Source organism: Comamonas fluminis (assembly GCF_019186805.1).
Classification (GTDB): domain Bacteria; phylum Pseudomonadota; class Gammaproteobacteria; order Burkholderiales; family Burkholderiaceae_C; genus Comamonas; species Comamonas fluminis.
The window spans coordinates 2,494,250-2,512,934 of the sequence record NZ_CP066783.1; the positions used below are offsets into that span (position 1 = coordinate 2,494,250).

Genomic DNA, 18,685 nt, shown 5'->3' on the forward strand with positions numbered 1-18,685 from the left:
CTCAGGCTTTCCAGCCTTGCAGCATCAAATCCAGTGCCTGCAGCGCTTCGTCCAGTCGCTGCGGCGGGGCATTTTCTTCGGCAATCCAGAAGGCGGCCTCTACGAGGCAGCCATTGAGCAATCTGGCCAGCGCGGGGGCACTGGCCTGCACGACCACGCCCTGGTCCATGAGCTGCTGCAAAAAGCTGGCGATAAACGCAATGCATTGCTGGTGCTGCTGGCCCTGGTCGGTCCCCGTCAGCACCGAGCGCGCATCCTGCAGCACGATGCGGCGAATTTCCGCCTCTTGGGCCATGGCCAGATAGGCGCGGCAATAGGCCAGAAAGCCCAGCCAGGGGTCTTGATGAGCGCGCAGCACCAAGTCCAGCCGCGCATCCATCTCCGCGTCCATCTGCGCCACCACGGCGGCCAGCAGCCCCGGCTTGCCACCAAAGTGGTGATAGAGCGCGCCACGGGTCAGCCCAGCCTGTGCGGTCAACTCGTCCATGGATGCCTGCGCATAGCCATGCAGGGCAAAAGCCTCTCGGGCAGCGGCAATCAGCTTGGCCCGCGTGGCCTCAATCATGCTGGCGCGACTCTGGCGAACCTGGGCCATGGCGAACTCTCCACATCATTCACATACAAATCGTATGCCAATCATACGCCGCACCCGTTGCCCCCTACAATGCAACTCACATACGCAATGTATGCGAATAGCTTTCTTCCGAGGTTTTGATGCTCCACGCTTACCGCAGCCTGTTCACCGCACCGGGCAGTGCAGGCTTTGTGCTTGCCGGACTGCTGGCCCGCCTGCCCCTGTCCATGACGGGTATTGGCCTTATCACCATGCTCGCGCAGCAGCGCGGCTCGTACACGCTGGCGGGCGTGGCATCGGCATGCTTTGCGCTGTCGATTGCCGTGCTTGCGCCGCGCATCTCGGCCCTGGTGGACAGGCACGGGCAGTCCAGAGTGCTGCCGTTTGCGGCAGCCTGCAGCGCCTTGTCCATGCTGGCGCTGCTGGCCTGCGCGCACTGGCAGGGGCCCGACTGGCTGCTGCTGATACTGGCGGCCATGGTGGGTAGCCTGCCCAGCATGCCCGCCATGGTGCGCGCCCGCTGGACGGTGATTTACAGCGGCACGCCCCAGCTCAAGACCGCGTTTGCGCTGGAAGGCGTGCTGGACGATATGGCCTTTATCGTCGGCCCGCCGCTGTCGGTGGGCCTGAGCATGTGGCTGTTTCCCGAAGCCGGGCCGCTGGCCGCAGCGCTGTTTCTGGTCGTGGGCGTGGGCCTGTTTGTAATGCAGCGCAGCACCGAGCCACCTGTCAGCCCGCAAACGCATGAAAGAGGCGCAGCCAGCGCCTCATCCATGCTGCGCCAGCCTGTGGTGCGCACACTGGCGCTGTTCATGCTGGCGCAGGGCATCATCGTGGGCGTGATTGATGTGGCCAGCGTGGCCTTTGCCACCGCCCAGGGCCAGCCGGGCATGGCCAGCGTGGTGCTGTCGTTTTACGCGCTGGGCTCCTGCGCCATGGGCCTGCTTTTTGGCACGCTACAGCTGAAAATGCCGCTTTCGCGCCAGATTGTGTGGGTGGGCGCGTCGGTGGCCATCTCTGCCCTGCCCCTGCTGCTGGCCAGCAATCTGACGGCGCTGACGCTGGCCGTGCTGCTGGCGGGCATTACCTTCGGCCCGACGATTACCGTGGCCATGGCGCTGGTAGAGCAGCAAGTGCCCAGCCACCGCCTGACCGAGGGCATGACCTGGCTGCTGACCGGCCTGGCCACAGGCGTGGCGCTGGGCGCAGCGCTGGCGGGATGGCTGATTGACCACTGGGGCGCGCAGCGCTCGTTTGTGCTGACGCTGGTGGCCGGCGCCGCCATGTGGCTGTGGGGCGTGCAGGCGGGGCGGCTGGCCAGCACCTCAGCGCAAAAATAAGGCACTTTTGCGCTGCAGCACTTTCACAACAAGCGCCTGCAGCTATCAAAACAAGAGTAAATGCTTCAAACACCCCACCGCAGGCGCTGATTGGGCCTGCGTCGTTCATGGGCAGAACAATCTCCGCTAGGCTTGCGGCATTCCTACTCAGGCGACGCACGCCTTCCCACCATGCTTTTTATTCTGTTCAAACTTCTGCACCTGCTGGCCGTCATCGTCTGGGTGGGCGGCATGTTCTTTGCCCACTTCTTTCTTCGCCCCGCCGTGCAGGGCCTGCAGCCGCCAGAGCGCGTCAAGCTTATGCACAGCGTGCTGCAGCGCTTTTTTGCCGTGGTGATGGTGCTGGTCGTGGTGGTGCTGGCCTCTGGCGTGGGCATGATTGGCAGCGTGCACGCCATGGCCGGGGCTGTTGGCGGCAAGTTCAACATGCCTGCCACCTGGATTGTGATGAGCGTGCTGGGCGTGGTGATGATGGCTGTTTTCGGCCATATCCGCTTTGCACTGTTCAAGCGCCTGGATCGCGCCGTTGCCGCCAAAGACTGGCCTGCGGGCGGCAAGGCGCTGGAGAGCATCCGCAAATGGGTGGCTTTCAATCTGGCGCTGGGTCTGGTCATCGTGCTTGTGCTGCGCGTACCTCTTTAAATACGCAGGCAGCCGCTTCAAACCCCGCTTCACACACCGCTTTACACCTCCACCTTCAAGCCCGGCGCCATAAGGCCCGGGCTTTTTTCATGCGCTACGGGCAAGTCTGCCCGCGCATAACCCACCGCAGACTGTCGAAAACTGTCGCAAACGCGACAAGCCATACCCCCCCGGCAAAAAGAAGTGCAGCGGATTTCTCGGAAATCAACAATAATCGCCAACCAAATCATTGACTAGTCAAACATTGACCAGACACAGGTCAACCCAAGCAATGGATCCCGCAACCGTCATCGACACCCGTAACGAGTCCACCTTCTTCTATCAGGGGATGGTGTACACACCCGACCAGAGCATCGGCTTTCTGATGCGCCGCGTGCTCAGCTCCATCCTGCAACTGGCAGATGCCCAGCTGGCCGAGCAAGGCCTGACCTATGTGCAGTGGCTGCCGCTGTACAAGCTGTCGCTGTGCGCCGAAGCCAATTGCAGCAACCTGGCCAAAGATCTGGGTATGGACCCCGCCTCCATCACCCGGGCGCTGGACCGCATCGAAGCCAAGGGCCTGCTGCGCCGCGAGCGCTCCACCACCGACCGGCGCGTTGTGCATCTGGTGCTGACCGAAGAAGGCCGCAGCGTCGCGGCCCAGGTGCCTCAGGTGCTCTCCCGCGTGCTCAACGGTCACCTCAACGGCTTCAGCCACGGGGAGTGCACTCTGATGCTGTCCATGCTGCAGCGCATGCTGGCCAATGGCGACCTGCTGCGCGAGGCGCTGCAGCTACCCACCCACACCGAAGAGCCGCCCCAGCCCCGAAGCTAGGCCTGCCCCGTCACGCTTTTTCACTTCTGCCCTATTTCAATAAAAACCACTGGCACTTTTCCATGACCCAAGCTACTACCTCTCAACCCGCGCCCGGCAAGCTGCGCATCACAGCGGTACCGCTGGCCTGCGCCCTGCTGGCCGCCATCACACTGGCAGGCTGCGCCTCTCAGGGGCCAGCCCACACGCCGCTGGCCCAGCTCTCTGCAGCCGATGTGGGGCTGAACGGCCAGCCCGCGCCCAACTCCACGGGCAGCGATGCCACCGCCTTTGGCTCCAGCCAGTGGTGGACAGGTCTGGGGGACGCCCAGCTCAACCAGCTGGTCAGCCAGGCGCTGGCAGGCAGCCCCAGCCTTGCCGCCAGCAATGCACGGTTTGACAAGGCGGCCGCTCTGGCCACGGCCAGCAGCACCGCCACCGACATTCACGGCACGCTCAGCGCTGATGCCACGCGCCAGCGCTACACGGCCAACGGCATGATTCCCGCGCCTATCGCGGGCCATGTCTACAACAGCTCGAACGTGCAGGCAGGCCTGTCCTGGGCACCCGACTTTTTTGGCAAGCACTCGGCCGAGCTGCAATCCGCGCTGGGCCAGGCCCGTGCGGCCAAGGCAGACAGCGCTGCAGCCGCCAACCAGCTGGCCTCCCAGGTGGCACGCAGCTATGTGGCCCTGGCCCGCTTGATGGCACAGAAAGAAGTGGCGCAGCGCACGCTGGGACAGCGCCAGGCGCTATTGAGTTTGAGTGAGCAGCGCACCCGCGCCGGTCTGGATAGTCAGGTGGAGCTGACGCAGGCCCAGGCCGGCATGCCCGATGCTCAGACCCAGATCGAGATGCTCAGCGAGCAAATCACGCTGGCGCGCCGCACCATTGCCGTGCTGTGCGCGCAATCGCCCGATGCGCAAAATACGCTCTCGCCCAAGCTGGCAGGCCTGCGCATTCAGCCCGTGCCCCAGCAGTTGGGCGCCGACCTGCTGGGCCGCCGCCCCGATGTGGTGGCAGCGCGCTGGCGCGTGGAAGCCGCCACGCAGGGCATCGAGGCTTCCAAGGCCGACTTCTACCCCGATGTGAACCTGACCGCCTTTGTGGGCCTGAACGCGCTGGGTCTGGACAACCTGTTTCAGGCCAGCTCGCGCCAGATGGGCGTAACGCCTGCTCTGCGCCTGCCGATTTTTGACGGCAAGCGCCTGCGCGCCCAGTTGCGAGGCAAGCAGGCCGATCTGGATACGGCCATCGCCCAGTACAACGGCGTGGTGCTGGATGCGGTCAAGCAGGCGGGCGACTCGATTGCCTCGGTGCAGTCGCTGCAGCGCCAGCAAAAGCTGCAGAACGAATCGCTGTCCAAGGCCGAGCGCGCTTATGACTTTGCCGTGCAGCGCTATCAGGCGGGCCTTGGCACGCAGATCACCGTGCTCAACACCGAAACCCAGCTCATCACCCAGCGCCGCCTGGCCGTGGACTTGCAGGCCCGCGAGCTGGATACCCGCATCGCCCTGGCTTCTGCCCTGGGCGGCGGCTGGACGGACGACACGCAGGCCATTGCCGCGCACTGAAACCCAAACCCAAAACAACCAAATTCATAGCTGCAAGCGTATGCATTTATTGGGTTTCAACGCCAAATACCTGCAAAGTCTTGAATAGACAAGCGCCAGCAGCTCATCATTTTCATAGCGCAAAACCGCTTCACCGATAACAAAGCGCCCATATCATGACTGACACCAAGCCCGCACAGAACGCCGCTCCCGTCTCTGCTCCCCCCGCCGCCAACCCAGCAGGCCGCCGCAAAGGCCTGACCGTGGTCGCCGCCGCCGTCGCGGTGGGCGCCATCGTCTGGGGTGGCTGGCACTGGATGGTGGCCCGCAACTATCAGAACACCGACAACGCCTATGTGGCTGGCAACGTGGTGCAGATCACGCCCCAGGTGGGTGGCACCGTCATCAGCATCGGTGCGGACGACACCGATTACGTCAAGGCCGGGCAGTTGCTGGTGCAGCTGGACCCTGCCGACTATCTGGTGCAACTGTCTCAGGCCGAATCGCAACTGGCACAGACCGCACGCCAGACCCGCACCCTGTACGCCAACAATGCCCCGCTGGCCGCGCAGGTTGCCCAGCGCGAAGCCGATTTGCTGCGCCTGAAGGCCGATGCCGCCAAGGCCAATGACGATGTGGCCCGCCGCCGCCCGCTGACGGCAACTGGCGCCGTTGGCAAGGAAGAGTTTGACCACGCCAAGGCCCTGGCCACCGCCGCCAGCAACGCCGTGGTGGCCGCCGAGGCCGCCGTGCGCGCCGCCAAGGCCCAGCTGACAGCAGCCGAAGCCCAGACCAAGGGCACCACGGCCGAAGACTTCCCCGCCGTCATGGCCGCCGCCGCCAAGGTGCGCGAGTCCTATCTGGCGCTGCAGCGCACCCGCCTGATTTCCCCCGTTGATGGCTATGTGGCCAAGCGCGGCGTGCAGCTGGGCCAGCGCGTGGCCGCAGGCTCGCCCCTGCTGACGGTGGTCGATCTGCACAAGCTCTGGGTGGATGCCAACTTCAAGGAAAGCCAGCTGGCCGATCTGCGCATGGGCCAGAAGGTGGAGCTGACGGCTGACGTCTATGGCGACAAGACCACCTATGAAGGTCATGTGGTGGGCATGGGCGCTGGCACCGGTGCCGCCTTCTCGCTGCTGCCCGCGCAGAACGCCACCGGCAACTGGATCAAGGTCGTGCAGCGCGTGCCCGTGCGCATCAGCCTCGAATCTGAAGCCCTCAAGCAGCACCCGCTGCGCGTAGGCCTGTCCATGGATGTCAAGGTCGATATCCGCGACAAGGACGGCCTGGCGCTTGCCAATGCCCCGCGCACCGAACCCGTGGCCCAGACCACGGTGTACGACGGCACACTGGCCCAGGCCGAAGAGCGCATTCACCGCATCATTGCCGGTGAAAGCCTGCCCGCGCTGGCATCGCTGGACAAGCTGCCTGCCGCCCCCGCAACAGCTACGCCTGCAGCCCCGGAAGCCGCCACAGCTCCCGCCGCGCAGTAAGCCCAGGCAAGCCCTATGACTTCCACAACTTCTGCCACCGCAGGGGCTGCTGACCCCGGCAAGGCCAGTCCAGCACCTGCGGCACCCGCCATGCCGGTGCCGCCGCCCCCACTCAAGGGCATGCAGCTGGCGCTGGGCACGCTGGCCCTGTCGCTGGCCACGTTTATGAACGTGCTGGACTCCTCCATCGCCAATGTGGCCATTCCAGCCATCTCGGGCGATGTAGGCGTCAGCCCCAGCCAGGGCACCTGGGTCATCACCAGCTTTGGCGTGGCCAACGCCATCTCTGTGCCGCTCACGGGCTGGCTCACCCAGCGCTTTGGCGCCGTGCGCCTGTTCACCATGAGCGTGCTGCTGTTTGTGCTGACCTCCTGGCTGTGCGGCTTTGCCTCATCGCTGGAAACGCTGGTGCTGTTCCGCGTGCTGCAAGGCGCCGTGGCCGGCCCCATGATTCCGCTGTCGCAGACCCTGCTGCTGGCCAGCTACCCGCCCTCCAAGGCCGGGGTGGCGCTATCGCTATGGGGCGTCACCACCCTGGTCGCCCCCGTGGTCGGGCCGCTGCTGGGCGGCTGGATTACTGACAATATCTCCTGGCCCTGGATCTTCTACATCAACGTGCCCGTGGGCCTGCTCTCGGCCCTCATGACCTGGAGCATCTACCGCAAGCGCGAAACACCCACGCGCAAGCTGCCGATTGACACCGTAGGCCTGTCCCTGCTGGTGCTCTGGGTGGCCGCCCTGCAGCTGATGCTGGACAAAGGCAAAGAGCTGGACTGGTTTGCCTCCACTGAAATCATCGCCTTCGCCGTGATTGCCGTGGTGGCGTTCGCCGTCTTCGTCGTCTGGGAGCTGACCGACGCCCACCCCGTGGTCGATCTGCGCCTGTTCAAGCGGCGCAACTTTGCGGCAGGCTCGATTTCGCTGTCGATTGCCTACGGCCTGTTCTTTGGTAACGTGGTGCTGCTGCCACTGTGGCTGCAGCAGTGGATGGGCTACACCTCCACCACCGCCGGGCTGGCGCTGGCCCCCGTCGGGCTGCTGGCCATCGTGCTCACCCCGGTAGTCGGCCGCAAGGTCAGCGTCTGGGACCCGCGCAAGATGGCCACCATCGCCTTCATGGTGTTCGCGCTGGTGCTGTGGATGCGCTCGCGCTTCACGGTAGAGACAGACTTTGGCCACATCCTGATTCCCACGCTGATTCAGGGCGGCGCCATGGCCTTCTTCTTCATTCCGCTCACCACCATCACACTCAGCGGCCTGACGCCAGACCGCATTCCCGCCGCTGCAGGCCTGTCCAACTTTGTGCGGATTACCGCAGGTGCCATGGGCACCTCGATCGCCACCACCCTCTGGGAAAACCGCGCCGCCATGCACCACGCGCACCTGACGGAGCTACTGGTACAAGGACAGGGCACGTTTGCCGTCACCGTGAAAAACCTGCAGGCCGCAGGCATGAGCGCCGAGCAAGCCTATGCCCAGATCAACCGTTTGATCGACCAGCAAGCCTTTACGCGGGCCGCAGACGACATCTTTCTGGCCTCGTCCATGCTGTTCCTGACCCTGATCGTGCTGATCTGGTTCACCAAACGCCCTGCCGCCCATCTGGGTGGAGCCGATGCTGCAGCGGGAGCGCATTGACGGGCAACCGCTGACTTTGCATAAAAATAGCTGCTAGCGCTTATCTATCAGGCGCTGGCAGCTATTTTTTTGATAGTTATTGGTTTGCGTCGGTGGGGCTTGTGAGTGGCTCGGGTCGACCCAGAGAGGTGTTTGATGTCCAGCCTTGTGTACCTGAATTGCCTTCAGTCTTTTAATTGTGCGCCAAACATTTGGTTTCCTAAAAAACCTCGATCAAGAAGCCCAAGCTGAACAGCGATCTCTTGCCGGAGGCACTCTGCATCCTTATTTTCGCCATCCTTAGGGAAAGAGAAGAATGAAGGGGCCAGATTTGAAGGCTCAAATAAAGCGAGCAACAATGCCTCTCCCCCTGTTTTAGTGATTAGTTCTACACGGTTGACGGATGTCTTTCCTGGCAGGATGTATGACTGAACCGAGCCGAATAGCTCTAAAGGATAGACGCGCTGCTTTGGCTTAAAGAAGACTGAGACTCTCGAAATGATGACTTGACCCTTGGCTGCATCTAGTGTGACTCGGCGCCGATTTGCGACTACTTTATCCCAGAGCAATAGCGAGCCAAATCCCGCAAAAACTGCCGCCATTACAAGTCCTTTGGAATCAAAAAATCCTAGCAATAGGCCAAATATAGCCATACCCAAAGAAAAATAGACAGTTAGAAAAGAGCATTGATTCTTTACAGCAATTGGATTTAACAAGGCCATATCGATGGACAAAATTAAGCCTCTCACTAAATTTATACGACTTCATTTATTTTATAAAGGAAGAAATAGCAAATACAATCATAATTAAATACAAATTCAAAAAAGATATAGCAAGAGCAACCGATCCTTTTGTTTTTCTCTTAAAGCATCGTCTCAACCCAAAAATAAAAGATTCCGAAGAGTCAAAATTTTTACTCATAGAGAAAAATATTGGAACAGAGATAATTGAAGAAAAAATAAAATAACAAATTAAATAGAACTCTGTGTCATCTGACATGTCGGTAGCTCTCCTCTAAACACTCCCTGCGACAGGCATAAACACTATGACATATTGGGCTAGGTATGTCTGCTTCTGGCCGATAGCAGCCCAAAACTGCCCACACCCCAAGCAAAAACCTATCAGCAGCCTCACCGCTCTTGAATGAACCGAATCAGCGTCCCGTCAATATCAATCAACGCCCCAACTGTGCCGCCCCAGGGCTCTTTTTTCGGGCGATGCAATCTGGGCCATCCTTGGGCTGCTTCAGGTATGCCTGCCTCTATCGCCAGCTGGAAGAATGACGCCACATCCTCAAGCCTGAAGCAGCAGCTGAACCAGCTGGTGGCGGGGTCGACATTCGGGTGGCTAAAGAACTCAAGCACCAGCCCTTCCCTTTTGAGAATCATCCAGTCTCGGTCTTTCCAGGTTTCTTCGAAACCCAGCTTGCGATAAAAGCTGGACGTGGCATCAAAGTCGCGGGCGGGCAGGTTGGGAGTTGAAAAGTCAGCCATGGCGCTTTCTGTTGAATAGATCGACGGATGTTATTGCCCAGGCGCTCCAAGATGGTCAAGAGGGTCCGGGCATCGGCTTCGGCAGCTATGTGTAGCCAGCCACACCGCAGGTGACTGCTTGGCTTACTGACTCTTATCGAGCCGCCGCAAAAACACCTGCAGTTCCTTGACGACCTGGGCATCCCCCTTGGCCTCTGCACACGCCAGCCCCTGCTGCCATGCCTGCCGTGCGGCCTGCGTGTCGCCCAGCGCCAGCTCTACCTTGCCCAGTTGCTTCCAGGCGACGGAGTACGCGGCATCCAGCGCCGTGGCCTGCTGCAGATGCTCGCGGGCCAGGGCCATCTGCTCTTCATCCGCATAGGCCTTGCCCAGCGTGTAGCGCAGCAGCGCGCCATCTTTGCCCTGCGCCAGCAGCTTTTCCAGATTTCCAACCATGGGGTTCATCGCGCGTCCTCTCCTTGCGCTGCAGTGTCGCAAGTCTGCAAAGCCGCAACTCTGATACGGCCTCTTTCAATATTCAGCTTGCATCCCGGTCTCTGGGCCCAAACTGCTCAGCAGACTCCCGTCAAGGCTCCATCTTGTTCAAGAAACCTTTTACAACGCCCATCGCCAGCTACGAGCACTCGCCCCAGTATGTGCAGGGGCGGTTTCGCAATATCCACCCGCGCCCGGCCAATAGCCCGCAGCCTGATGCGAAAACCCTGTGGAACTTTTTCTTCAACAAGCCTGCCGACAGCGACCCCGCCAGCACCTTGCCGGTGCTGGCATTGACCCCAGCCCAGTTGGTTGCCGCGCCAGAGCGCAGTCTCTATCGCATCGGTCATTCCACCTTGCTGATGAAGCTGCGCGGTGGCTGGTGGATTACCGACCCTGTGTTTGCTGAACGGGCGTCGCCACTATCATTTGCCGGCCCCAGGCGCTTTCATGCGCCGCCGATTGCACTGGCTGACTTGCCGCCGCTGCGCGGAGTGCTGCTGTCACACGACCATTACGACCATCTGGACCATGCCGCGATCAAGGCACTTGCTCCCAAGGTGGAAACCTTTCTCTGCCCGCTGGGTGTGGGCGACCGGCTGGTGAGCTGGGGCGTCAAGACCGAAAAAATCATTCAGCATGACTGGTGGCAGGCCAGTGAGGTCGATGGCCTGCGCTTTACCGCCACGCCCGCCCAGCATTTCTCGGGCCGCAGCCTGAGTGACGGAAACCGCACGCTGTGGTCATCCTGGGTGATTGAGGATTTGCAGAGCAGCCAGCCGCTGCGCGTGTTTTTCAGCGGCGATGGTGGTTACTTTGACGGCTTTACAGAAATTGGCCGCCGCTTCGGGCCGTTTGATCTGACGCTGATGGAAACCGGCGCCTACGACGCGCACTGGCCCTATGTCCATATGCATCCGGCCCAGACCATTCAGGCCCACAAGGATCTTGGCGGGCGCTGGCTGCTGCCCATCCATAACGGCACCTTCAACCTGGCCATGCATGCCTGGTGGGACCCGTTTGAGCAAATTGTTGGGTTAGCCAAAGAAAGCAACGTCGCCATCGCGACCCCCATGATGGGCGAGCGGCTGGACCTGCAGACGCCCCACACAGGATCACCCTGGTGGCGCTCCTGCGTCAACCAATCCTTACCAGCAATGCAGCGGGCCTGACCGACAATGAACGCATGAAGACTTTCTGCGCCCCAAGACATCTCAGCCTTGCCACCCTCGCTGCATCGGCCCTGCTACTCAGCGCCTGTACCACCACACCGCCACCGCCCCAAAAGCCCTGGGCCGAATGCACGCCAGCCAGCCAGATCGATAAACCTGCCGTGGTGCGAACCTACCCACATGCCAAGCTCGATCCTCAGTGGTACCCCGAAGGCGCAAAGTTCACGGTGGTCTATCAGTTTGAAGTGACGCCCGAGGGGAAAATGGGCCGCAAGAACTACAAGCCCGCAGATGCCGACCCGCGCATCATCGCCGCCATTGAGCGCTCGTTCACCCGCTGGCGCTTTAAGCCAGCCATCAGCAATGGCCAGCCTGTCACCACCTGTTTTGAACAGCCTTACGAGCTGATTTTTGAAGATCTGAGCCCCAAGCCAGCGCCGCAAGCACCCGAAAAGAGCTCCTGATTTCGCGCTGAAGCACTATCGGAAACCCGAAATCCGGGTCATTTCAGCGTGAGAAACAGAAGCCTCCCGCTAGAATGGCGCCCGTCAGGAGAGAGTGCCCGCAGCTTCAAGCTGTCCGGTGCCGCCGAAGGCGCAGACAGCCCATCAACGCTGTCAAAACGCTCAGGCAAAAGGACTGACAAGCGCTGACAGGATGAAGTCCTGCAGCGTTCCTTGCTGGAGAGAGATGCCGGACATCGTGACGACATCCACCGAAGGAGCAAACTGCCCGACTTCACTGCGGCGGTGAATCTCTCAGGTAAAGCGGACAGCAAGGCAAGCAAGCCACGCATGAATGCCATGCGCGGCCCCCCTATTTGGTATGAATACCGGAGCGCTTGCCTGTGACTGCTGTCGACAACAACTCTGCCCTGCTGACCACCCCGCTGTTTGCCCTGCACCAGAAGCTGGGTGCCCGCATGGTGCCGTTTGCCGGTTACTCCATGCCCGTACAGTACCCGCAAGGGCTGATGGCCGAGCATCTGCACACCCGCAAGGCTGCAGGCCTGTTCGACGTTTCCCACATGGGTCAGCTGCTGCTGCGCGGGCCTGACGCCGCCGCCGCGCTGGAAAGCCTGATGCCCGTCGATGTGATCGATCTGGGTCTGCACAAGCAGCGCTACGGTCTGCTGCTCAATGAAGAAGGCGGCATTCTGGACGATCTGATGTTCGTCAACCGTGGGGAAGACCTGTTTCTCATCGTCAATGGCGCCTGCAAGGCAGCCGATATCGCCCATATTCAAAAGCATATTGGCACGCGCTGCGAAGTGGTTCCCTTGCCTGATCGCGCCCTGCTTGCGCTGCAAGGTCCACAGGCGGCTTCCGTACTCTCGCGCTTGATCTCAGAAGTCACCTCGCTGGTTTTCATGACCGGCAATCACTTCGACTGGCAAGGCCATGCGCTCTACATCACGCGCAGCGGCTATACCGGCGAAGACGGTTTTGAAATCTCTGTGCCCAACGCCGCCGCTCAAGCACTGGCCGAAGCCCTGCTGGCCCAGCCCGAGGTTGCACCCATTGGTCTGGGCGCGCGCAACTCACTGCGTCTGGAAGCCGGTCTTTGCCTGTATGGCAATGACATCGACACCAGCACCACGCCCGTGGAAGCAGGCCTGAACTGGGCCATGCAAAAAGTGCGCCGCACCGGCGGTGCACGCGAAGGCGGCTTTCCCGGCGCCGACAAGGTGCTGGCCCAGTTGCAAAACCCGCAGCAGCTTGCACACAAGCGCGTGGCCCTGATTGCGCAGGAGCGCATTCCCGTGCGCGAACCGGCGGTGCTGCAAAACCAGGACGGCCAGCAGATTGGCCACATCACCAGCGGCCTGCTCAGCCCCTCGCTGAACCAGCCCATTGCGCTGGCCTATGTGCAGCCCGGCTACGCCGCGCTGGACACCCAGATTTTCGCCATCGTGCGCGGCAAGCCTGTGCCCATGAAAGTGGCGGCCACGCCTTTTGTGCCCACCAACTACTACCGCGGCTAAGCCTGCCCCCGTCAATCAGACAGGCCAGTTTGCCCGGCGACTTGTCAAACAGGGGCCAGAACGCCGCTACAGTGCGCACTGGACCTTTCTCAAACAACTCACTGATTCCCCCGAATCCACCATCTGGAGCCCTCCATGAGCATCAAGTTTTCCAAAGAACACGAATGGATCAACGTCGCTGACACCAATGCCGCCATCGTCGGCATCACCGTCCATGCGCAAGACGCGCTGGGCGATGTGGTTTTTGTCGATCTGCCCGCCGTGGGCACCACCTTCAAGGCTGGCGATGTGGCTGGCGTGGTCGAGTCCGTCAAGGCCGCTGCCGACGTTTACATGCCTGTGACTGGCGAGATCGTCGAAGTCAACGAAAACCTGCGCAACGATCCTGCTCTGGCCAACAGCGACCCGCTGAACACCGGCTGGTTCTTCAAGGTCAAGATGAGCGATGTGAGCGAGCTTGACGCTCTGATGGAAGAGACCGCTTACAACGATTTCGCCAAGGACAACTAAGCATCTTCAACGGCCCTCGCATTGCGAAGGCCGTTGCTTTATGCACCCTGAGCTTTGTCATGACTGCCCATTTGTACTTTGATGATCCTGAAGAAGGCCTGGCGCGCAGCACCAGCCACCCGGCGTTTGTGCGCGTGGCCCCGCAGGACTTCTATTACGACTGCGGCGATGATTTCAGTCCCTTTGGCAGCGATGACGGCAGCGACACCCTGGCCGCGCTCGAAGAGTGGTGGCAGGAACAGCCCGAAGGCAAGGCGCCCAAGGTCATGCGGTTTCTGCGCCAGCAACTCAGTGACTGGGATTTGCCCGTGCCCGAGGACATGCTGACCCGTGACGACGCTGCCAAAGCCAAATGGTTGGCCCGGGACGAGATGAATCAGCGCTATCTGCAGTCGGTCTGCCGCGCCCGCGTGGCAGCCGCCTTCGGGCAGCTCAAGATTGCCGGAGAGCTGGACGCCGATGTGCTGCAGCAAGCCCAGCTCGCCCTGTCCTGCCAGCAATGGCTCAACACCGTCGCCCGCAGCCAGCACCCTGACTGGGAATACGCCGATCAGGAAAGCGAGCGCCTCGCCCTCATGAAAGCCGCGCTGGAATCTGCCAGCGCACTTTGAACTACCGCCATGCCTGCGCCACAGGCCATGGTTTTGCCCGCATGCCGCCGCGCTGGTGGCATGTAAACAGTCAGTCACAGTATTTGAGAATAGGTCCCTCCCATGCTGATGTCACCGCCCGTTGCTTCGCTGCAGTCTCTTGAAAACGCCAGCGAGTTCATCCCCCGCCACATTGGCCCCGACAGCGCCGACGAAGCCACCATGCTCGCCGCCATTGGCCTGCCATCGCGCCAAGCGCTGATCGACAGCGTGGTGCCTGCCGCCATCGCACGCCCCGCGCCCATGGATTTGCCCGCACCGGTGACGGAAGCGGCTGCGCTGGCTGAGCTCAAAGCCATTGCCAGCAAGAACCAGGTTTTGAAGAGCTTTATCGGCCAGGGCTACTACGGCACACACACGCCGGGCGTCATCCTGCGCAACATCTTGGAAAACCCCGCCTGGTACACCGCTTACACGCCTTACCAGGCCGAGATCTCGCAAGGCCGCATGGAGGCGCTGGTCAACTTCCAGACCATGGTCTGCGACCTGACCGGCATGCCGATTGCCAACGCCTCCATGCTGGACGAAGCCACGGCTGCCGCCGAGGCCATGACCCTGGCCAAGCGCTCGGTCAAGTCCAAGAGCAACCGCATTGTGCTGGCGGGCGATGTGCACCCACAGACCATCGAAGTCATCCAGACCCGCGCTGCGCCTATCGGCATTGAAGTGACCGTGGCCAACAGCAAAGAGGAATGGGAAGCGGCGCTCGCAGGCGACTTCTTCGCCGCCGTGATCCAGTACCCCGCATCCAGCGGCTGGATTGTGGACTGGAAGGCCGACGTGGACGCCATCCACGCCAAGCAAGCCGCCGCCATTGTGGCGACCGATTTGCTGGCCCTGGCCCTGCTGACACCGCCCGGCGAATGGGGCGCTGACATTGTGGTGGGCAACACCCAGCGTTTTGGCATGCCCATGGGCGCCGGCGGCCCGCACGCCGCCTTTATGGCTTGCCGTGACGAGTACAAGCGTTCGCTGCCCGGCCGCCTGGTCGGCGTCAGCGTCGATGTGCATGGCAAGCCCGCTTACCGCCTGGCCCTGCAAACACGCGAGCAGCATATCCGCCGCGAAAAGGCCACGTCCAACATCTGCACCGCGCAGGTGTTGCCTGCCGTGATTGCCAGCATGTACGCCGTCTACCACGGCCCGCAAGGCATTACCCGCATCGCCCAGCGCGTGGCACGCTTTACGGCTATTTTGAGCCGCGGCTTGGCGCAACTGGGCTTTACTGCCAAGCACCACGACACGGCCTTTGATACGCTGAGCCTGCACACCCAAGGCGCTACCGATTCGATAGTGGCCCGCGCAGTCGCCAAGGGCGCCAACCTGCGAAAAGCCTGGGGCGAATACGTCTGCATCAGCCTAGACGAAACCACCACCCGCGCCGATGTGGAACTGGTCTGGAGCATCTTCGCCAAGGATGGCCAAGCCCTACCCACGATTGAAGCCATGGACGAAGGCGCAACCTCGCTGATCCCTGCCAATCTGCAACGTAAATCGGCGTTTTTGACCCACCCGGTCTTCAACACCCACCATTCCGAAACCGCCATGCTGCGCTACATCCGCAGCCTCTCGGACAAGGATTTGGCGCTGGACCGCAGCATGATCCCGCTGGGCTCTTGCACCATGAAGCTCAACGCCACCAGCGAGATGATTCCCATCACCTGGCCAGAGTTTGCCAACATGCACCCGTTTGCGCCGGCCAACCAGCTGCAAGGCTATGCCGAGCTGGACCAGCAACTGCGCGGCTGGCTGTGCCAGGCCACGGGTTACGCGGGCATCAGCCTGCAGCCCAACGCCGGTAGCCAGGGCGAATACGCGGGTCTGCTGGCCATCAAGGCCTTCCACGAATCCAAGGGCCAAGCGCACCGCAATATCTGCCTGATTCCATCGAGCGCGCACGGCACCAACCCCGCGTCCGCACAGATGGTGGGCCTGCAAGTCGTGGTCACCAAGTGCGACGACAACGGCAACGTGGACATGGACGACCTGAAGGCCAAGTGCGAGCAGCACAGCGCCAACCTGGCCTGCATCATGATCACCTACCCGTCCACCCACGGCGTGTTTGAGACACAAGTCAAAGAACTGTGCGCCCTGGTGCACAGCCACGGCGGCCGCGTGTATGTGGACGGCGCCAATATGAATGCCCTGGTTGGTGTGGCTGCCCCCGGCGAGTTTGGCGGCGACGTGAGCCACCTGAACCTGCACAAAACCTTCTGCATCCCCCACGGCGGTGGCGGCCCAGGTGTTGGCCCCGTCTGCGTGGTGGAAGACCTGGTTCCCTTCCTGCCCGGCCATGCCACGGCCGGCGACGCTCGCAAAGTAGGAGCTGTTAGCGCAGCCCCCTTGGGCAATGCAGCCGTTTTGCCCATTAGCTGGATGTATATCCGCATGATGGGCGAGCCGGGCCTCAAACTCGCCACCGAAACCGCCATCCTGAACGCCAACTACATCAGCGCGCGCCTCAAAGATCACTTCCCCACGCTGTACGCGGGCGACAGCGGCCACGTGGCACACGAGTGCATTCTGGACCTGCGCCAGTTCAAGGAAACCACGGGCGTGATGGCCGAAGACGTGGCCAAGCGCCTGATTGACTATGGCTTTCATGCACCAACGCTGTCCTTCCCCGTGCCCAACACCTTGATGGTGGAGCCAACGGAGAGCGAAAGCCTGTATGAGATCGACCGCTTTATCGACGCCATGATTGCCATCCGCGCCGAAATCGCCGAGATTGAAGCAGGCAAGCTGCCGCAAGACGACAACCCGCTGAAAAACGCCCCGCACACCGCCGAAGTGCTGCTGACCGCCGACTGGCAGCATGGCTACAGCCGCGAGCTGGCCGCCTACCCCGTGCCGGCCCTGCGCCGCGCCAAGTACTGGAGCCCCGTGGGCCGCGTCGATAACGTCTACGGCGACCGCAACCTGTTTTGCAGCTGCGTGCCTATGGATGCGTTTGAGAGCTGAGCGACCTTCATCGCGCATGCAGCAAGATTTGCTGGCTTCGTCCGCCTGGCTGCTGACTGCACCGACTCCAAAGACACCGGGGCAGCAGCTTGGGCCGCGCTTTCGTCAGCGCTATGCAGAAATTCCAGCCGACTATCTGGACTTTCTGCAGCGCTTTTCCAGCCTGCAAACCCGGAATCAAACCCTCTGGTTCAACAGCGTGCAGGATTTCAATGAAGAGACACTAGGCTCCGCATTTGCCTGGAACGAATTCGAGCAACAGTCTCTGCAAGCCTTTGATGGCGATGAAGCAGGCCAGCAGCAAGTGCGCCGCTTCTGGGATGCGCACCTGCCCATTTTGCTCAGCGTGCATGGCCACTACGCCTATGTGGCACTGGGCGTGGCCGAGCACAACTGGGGCCAGATTTTTGAAGGCGAAGAGCCGGAATACGAAGAAGCCCAATGCATTGCACCCAGTTTTGGGCAATGGCTAAACAGCTGGATAGGTTCCGCTTTACAGGCAGATTTACAGGCTGATCTACGGCATCGCTCAAACCGAGACGCCCTCTGACCTATCTGCTCCATGACAATCGCGCCAACTTCCCCACCGGTACTGGATATCGCATTTGCGACCATCAGCCAGTTTGATCAAAACCCGGCGTTCTTCGATAAGGACGACCAAGCGCCGATCACCTGGTGGAGCGATGGTCAGCAAATCTACTGGCGCGATCATGAAATTTCGGCCGACCCGGCCAGCTTCGTTTGTTTCAACCGCAGTTTTGCCAAGGACCAGCGCCACTGCTTTATGCGCAACACGCGGCTGGCGGGGGCGGATGTTGAAAGCTTCAAAGCGTTGAACGCCTGCTACTCCGTCGATCGCCGCTATGCCTGGACTCTCGGTGGTCGCTTCGAGCCAACAGATATCCAGAGTTTCGAGGTTTGCGATGCAGGCCTCAATTTGCGCCGCAATCGCACCATCTATCCATTTCACGATGGCAGCACGCAGCAGGGCCTGCGACAAATCCCCAGCGGCTACGCACGCGATGCGCAGCAAGTCTATGTCTATGACTTCTGGGGCAAGACCAAGTTGGTCAAAAGCGCAGATGCCACGAGCTTTGTCTCCAACGGCGACAGCATCTACGGACGCGACCGAAGCCAGGTTTTCTATATCCAAAAGCCACTCAAAGGGTGCGATCCACAAAGTTGGCAGCTTCTTGATCTGGATGAAGGTTTTTCACGCGATGCGCGGCATATTTATCGCAACGAAAAACGCTGGCCTGAGGCCGATGCAGACAGCTTCACCCTGCAAGAGCTGCAGCTGGATGACGGTGCTCCCATGAAGTACCCCAGGGATAAAAACAGCTTCTTCCTCAATACTGGAGCGCGAGTGACGCTACAGGAATTAAAGCAAAATCTCGATTGACGCTAAGTGAACCTTGCCCAGTTTGCC

General features: G+C 61.1%; 18 protein-coding genes and 2 riboswitches. Of the genes, 14 read left to right on the forward strand and 4 right to left on the reverse strand.

What is annotated here, in order from left to right:
• Position 1: 1 nt before the first annotated feature.
• Entirely contained in the window at positions 2–565 is a 564-nt protein-coding gene (locus tag JDW18_RS11770) for a TetR/AcrR family transcriptional regulator (protein WP_218243872.1), read from the reverse strand.
• A gap of 149 nt (positions 566–714) precedes the next feature.
• On the opposite strand from JDW18_RS11770, the gene JDW18_RS11775 reads away from it, so the two are divergent.
• The 6 genes from JDW18_RS11775 to JDW18_RS11800 all read left to right on the forward strand — a co-directional run bounded on the left by JDW18_RS11775 (position 715) and on the right by JDW18_RS11800 (position 8,033).
• Positions 715–1,914 (forward strand): MFS transporter, encoded by a 1,200-nt coding sequence (locus JDW18_RS11775; RefSeq protein WP_218239651.1) that lies wholly within the window; start codon positions 715–717, stop codon positions 1,912–1,914.
• Between the two features lie 171 nt (positions 1,915–2,085).
• Positions 2,086–2,556 carry a CopD family protein gene (locus JDW18_RS11780; protein ID WP_218239652.1) on the forward strand — a complete coding sequence of 157 codons (471 nt, stop codon included), beginning with the start codon at positions 2,086–2,088 and terminating at the stop codon, positions 2,554–2,556.
• A gap of 271 nt (positions 2,557–2,827) precedes the next feature.
• Entirely contained in the window at positions 2,828–3,370 is a 543-nt protein-coding gene (locus tag JDW18_RS11785) for a MarR family winged helix-turn-helix transcriptional regulator (RefSeq protein WP_218239653.1), read from the forward strand.
• Between the two features lie 62 nt (positions 3,371–3,432).
• Complete coding sequence (locus JDW18_RS11790) at positions 3,433–4,923, forward strand: efflux transporter outer membrane subunit (protein WP_218239654.1); 1,491 nt, start codon at positions 3,433–3,435, stop codon at positions 4,921–4,923.
• Between the two features lie 155 nt (positions 4,924–5,078).
• Entirely contained in the window at positions 5,079–6,395 is a 1,317-nt protein-coding gene (locus tag JDW18_RS11795) for an HlyD/EmrA/EmrK family protein (protein ID WP_218239655.1), read from the forward strand.
• Between the two features lie 15 nt (positions 6,396–6,410).
• Positions 6,411–8,033, forward strand: coding sequence for a DHA2 family efflux MFS transporter permease subunit (locus tag JDW18_RS11800; protein ID WP_281421573.1), 1,623 nt, complete (start codon positions 6,411–6,413; stop codon positions 8,031–8,033).
• Between the two features lie 164 nt (positions 8,034–8,197).
• Here the strand turns inward: JDW18_RS11800 and JDW18_RS11805 are convergent, their stop codons facing one another.
• From JDW18_RS11805 to JDW18_RS11815, 3 genes are all read right to left on the reverse strand, one after another.
• Complete coding sequence (locus JDW18_RS11805) at positions 8,198–8,746, reverse strand: hypothetical protein (protein ID WP_218239656.1); 549 nt, start codon at positions 8,744–8,746, stop codon at positions 8,198–8,200.
• Between the two features lie 396 nt (positions 8,747–9,142).
• Positions 9,143–9,505 carry a bleomycin resistance protein gene (locus tag JDW18_RS11810; RefSeq protein WP_218239657.1) on the reverse strand — a complete coding sequence of 121 codons (363 nt, stop codon included), beginning with the start codon at positions 9,503–9,505 and terminating at the stop codon, positions 9,143–9,145.
• Between the two features lie 123 nt (positions 9,506–9,628).
• Entirely contained in the window at positions 9,629–9,949 is a 321-nt protein-coding gene (locus JDW18_RS11815; RefSeq protein ID WP_218239658.1) for a hypothetical protein, read from the reverse strand.
• Between the two features lie 134 nt (positions 9,950–10,083).
• Here JDW18_RS11815 and JDW18_RS11820 point away from each other — a divergent pair, with 134 nt between their 5' ends.
• The 8 genes from JDW18_RS11820 (at position 10,084) to JDW18_RS11855 (ending at position 18,658) form a co-directional block, all read left to right on the forward strand.
• Positions 10,084–11,151 (forward strand): MBL fold metallo-hydrolase, encoded by a 1,068-nt coding sequence (locus tag JDW18_RS11820; RefSeq protein ID WP_218239659.1) that lies wholly within the window; start codon positions 10,084–10,086, stop codon positions 11,149–11,151.
• Between the two features lie 14 nt (positions 11,152–11,165).
• Positions 11,166–11,615, forward strand: coding sequence for an energy transducer TonB (locus tag JDW18_RS11825; protein WP_218239660.1), 450 nt, complete (start codon positions 11,166–11,168; stop codon positions 11,613–11,615).
• Between the two features lie 75 nt (positions 11,616–11,690).
• Positions 11,691–11,803, forward strand: a riboswitch (glycine riboswitch).
• Between the two features lie 18 nt (positions 11,804–11,821).
• A riboswitch (glycine riboswitch) is annotated at positions 11,822–11,936 on the forward strand.
• Between the two features lie 62 nt (positions 11,937–11,998).
• The gene (gene gcvT / locus JDW18_RS11830; protein WP_218239661.1) at positions 11,999–13,135 is read left to right on the forward strand and encodes a glycine cleavage system aminomethyltransferase GcvT; all 1,137 of its coding nucleotides are present in this window, start codon (positions 11,999–12,001) and stop codon (positions 13,133–13,135) included.
• Between the two features lie 135 nt (positions 13,136–13,270).
• Positions 13,271–13,645: a glycine cleavage system protein GcvH gene (gene gcvH / locus JDW18_RS11835; protein ID WP_218239662.1), complete on the forward strand. Its 375-nt coding sequence runs from the start codon at positions 13,271–13,273 to the stop codon at positions 13,643–13,645.
• Positions 13,646–13,704: 59 nt separating this feature from the next.
• Positions 13,705–14,256 (forward strand): MolR family transcriptional regulator, encoded by a 552-nt coding sequence (locus JDW18_RS11840; protein WP_218239663.1) that lies wholly within the window; start codon positions 13,705–13,707, stop codon positions 14,254–14,256.
• A 102-nt stretch (positions 14,257–14,358) separates the two neighbouring features.
• Positions 14,359–17,256, forward strand: coding sequence for an aminomethyl-transferring glycine dehydrogenase (gene gcvP, locus JDW18_RS11845; RefSeq protein WP_218239664.1), 2,898 nt, complete (start codon positions 14,359–14,361; stop codon positions 17,254–17,256).
• Between the two features lie 16 nt (positions 17,257–17,272).
• Positions 17,273–17,806, forward strand: coding sequence for a hypothetical protein (locus JDW18_RS11850; RefSeq protein ID WP_218239665.1), 534 nt, complete (start codon positions 17,273–17,275; stop codon positions 17,804–17,806).
• Positions 17,807–17,818: 12 nt separating this feature from the next.
• On the forward strand, positions 17,819–18,658 hold the full coding sequence (locus JDW18_RS11855) for a DKNYY domain-containing protein (protein ID WP_218239666.1): 840 nt from the start codon (positions 17,819–17,821) through the stop codon (positions 18,656–18,658).
• Positions 18,659–18,685: the final 27 nt, after the last annotated feature.

Bases quoted from the DNA above. Each gene is read 5' to 3' on its own strand.
- JDW18_RS11770 (WP_218243872.1), bottom strand. From the start codon at position 565: ATGATTGAGGCCACGCGGGCCAAGCTGATTGCCGCTGCCCGAGAGGCT.
- JDW18_RS11775 (WP_218239651.1), top strand. From the start codon at position 715: ATGCTCCACGCTTACCGCAGCCTGTTCACCGCACCGGGCAGTGCAGGC.
- JDW18_RS11780 (WP_218239652.1), top strand. From the start codon at position 2,086: ATGCTTTTTATTCTGTTCAAACTTCTGCACCTGCTGGCCGTCATCGTC.
- JDW18_RS11785 (WP_218239653.1), top strand. From the start codon at position 2,828: ATGGATCCCGCAACCGTCATCGACACCCGTAACGAGTCCACCTTCTTC.
- JDW18_RS11790 (WP_218239654.1), top strand. From the start codon at position 3,433: ATGACCCAAGCTACTACCTCTCAACCCGCGCCCGGCAAGCTGCGCATC.
- JDW18_RS11795 (WP_218239655.1), top strand. From the start codon at position 5,079: ATGACTGACACCAAGCCCGCACAGAACGCCGCTCCCGTCTCTGCTCCC.
- JDW18_RS11800 (WP_281421573.1), top strand. From the start codon at position 6,411: ATGACTTCCACAACTTCTGCCACCGCAGGGGCTGCTGACCCCGGCAAG.
- JDW18_RS11810 (WP_218239657.1), bottom strand. From the start codon at position 9,505: ATGGCTGACTTTTCAACTCCCAACCTGCCCGCCCGCGACTTTGATGCC.
- JDW18_RS11815 (WP_218239658.1), bottom strand. From the start codon at position 9,949: ATGAACCCCATGGTTGGAAATCTGGAAAAGCTGCTGGCGCAGGGCAAA.
- JDW18_RS11825 (WP_218239660.1), top strand. From the start codon at position 11,166: ATGAAGACTTTCTGCGCCCCAAGACATCTCAGCCTTGCCACCCTCGCT.
- gcvH (WP_218239662.1), top strand. From the start codon at position 13,271: ATGAGCATCAAGTTTTCCAAAGAACACGAATGGATCAACGTCGCTGAC.
- JDW18_RS11840 (WP_218239663.1), top strand. From the start codon at position 13,705: ATGACTGCCCATTTGTACTTTGATGATCCTGAAGAAGGCCTGGCGCGC.
- gcvP (WP_218239664.1), top strand. From the start codon at position 14,359: ATGCTGATGTCACCGCCCGTTGCTTCGCTGCAGTCTCTTGAAAACGCC.
- JDW18_RS11850 (WP_218239665.1), top strand. From the start codon at position 17,273: ATGCAGCAAGATTTGCTGGCTTCGTCCGCCTGGCTGCTGACTGCACCG.
- JDW18_RS11855 (WP_218239666.1), top strand. From the start codon at position 17,819: ATGACAATCGCGCCAACTTCCCCACCGGTACTGGATATCGCATTTGCG.